This window comes from Streptomyces himastatinicus ATCC 53653 (genome assembly GCF_000158915.1).
Taxonomy (GTDB): domain Bacteria; phylum Actinomycetota; class Actinomycetes; order Streptomycetales; family Streptomycetaceae; genus Streptomyces; species Streptomyces himastatinicus.
In genome coordinates, this window is sequence record NZ_GG657754.1 from 2,739,464 (window position 1) to 2,740,828 (window position 1,365).

The 1,365-nt window shown below is 73.1% G+C and carries 2 protein-coding genes; one reads left to right on the forward strand and one right to left on the reverse strand.

The features are described from left to right. Positions 1-464, reverse strand: a 464-nt coding sequence (locus SSOG_RS10975; protein WP_208867512.1) for an AMP-binding protein, incomplete at its 3' end; no start/stop codon positions are given. A 111-nt stretch (positions 465-575) separates the two neighbouring features. Between SSOG_RS10975 and SSOG_RS10980 the strand changes: the two genes are divergently transcribed. Beyond that, on the forward strand, positions 576-1,365 hold a 790-nt coding region (locus SSOG_RS10980), incomplete at its 3' end, for a helix-turn-helix transcriptional regulator (RefSeq protein WP_009714291.1).

Genomic DNA, 1,365 nt, shown 5'->3' on the forward strand with positions numbered 1-1,365 from the left:
ACCTCAGCGAACTTGCCGGTGTCCTCCGCCCGCACGATCACGTGCTTCGCCCGGCCGCGGCCGATGCGGTCCGCCAGGTCCAGCGGGCCGAGCAGCGGGGTGGCGGGGATGACGACGGCGCGCAGCTTCATCGCCGCCAGCGCCGTCTCCCACAGCTCCCGCTGGTTGCCGAGCATGACCACGATCCGGTCCCCGGGCCGCACGCCCCGTGCGCGCAGCCAGTTCGCGGCCCGGTCGGAGCGGCGGCGCATCGCGTCGAAGCTCAGCCGGGTCTCCCGGCCGTCCTCCTCCACGATGTGCAGGGCGGTGCGTCCGTTCCCCTCCGCGATCGGGTCGAACCAGTCCAGGGCCCAGTTGAAGCGATCCGGGCGGGGCCAGCTGAACCCTTCGTACGCCGCCGCGTAATCCTCGCGGCGGTCGAGAAGGAAGTCCCGTGCCACGCGGAATTCGTGAGACGGACTCATTGCTGTCACTTCGTCCTCCTGATTTGACGTGCCGCTCGCTAGCATCGTGCGACGGGTGATCTGTGTCTCACCACCCCCGGACGGGGGTGACGGCGTTTCGGGGAGGCGACCGTGGCCGAATGGGAGCGTGCCGTCGACGTACGGACAGCACTGCTGCGGATGCGCCGACGCGGCGGGCTGCCCGTCGCCTTCGGCGGACTGTTCTCCGGCGCACAGCAGTTCCGCATCTCCGAACTCACCGGAACCACCACGAACTCCCTGCGCGGGCTCGCCATCGCGGCGGGCAACGGGCTCGGCGGCAAGGTCCTGACCCTGTCCCGGCCGATATCCGTGATCGACTACCCCGTCTCGCGCGCGATCAGCCATGAATACGACGGCGCGGTCGGCGCCGAGGGGCTGCGCTCGGTGCTGGCCGTCCCGGTGGTCGTCCGGGGCCGGGTGCGCGGCGTCCTGTACGGCGCGCTGCGCCAGCCGCTGATCCTCGGCGACCGCGCGCTGAGCACGGCGGTGGAGGCCGCCCGCGAGCTGGAGTGGGCCCTCGTCGCACAGGACGAGGCGCGGCGGCTGATGACGGTCGCGGAGCAGCCGGTGCCGGAGCCCGAGCCCGATCCGGCGGTCTGGGAAGAGGTCCGCGCGGCCCATGTCGACCTCCGGGCCCTGGCCCAGCGGGTGGCCGACCCGCAGCTGCGGGAGGAGATCCTGAGCGCCTGCGGCCGCCTGGCCCGCGCCTCGACGGGCGGCGACTCCGCGCCCCGCGGACGCGTACGACTGTCCCCGCGCGAGGTGGACGTCCTGGCCTGCGTCGCCTCGGGCGCGACGAACTCGGCGGCGGCCGACCGGCTGGGGCTGCGGCCGGAGACGGTGAAGAGCTACCTGCGGTCGTGCATGCGCAAGTTGGGGG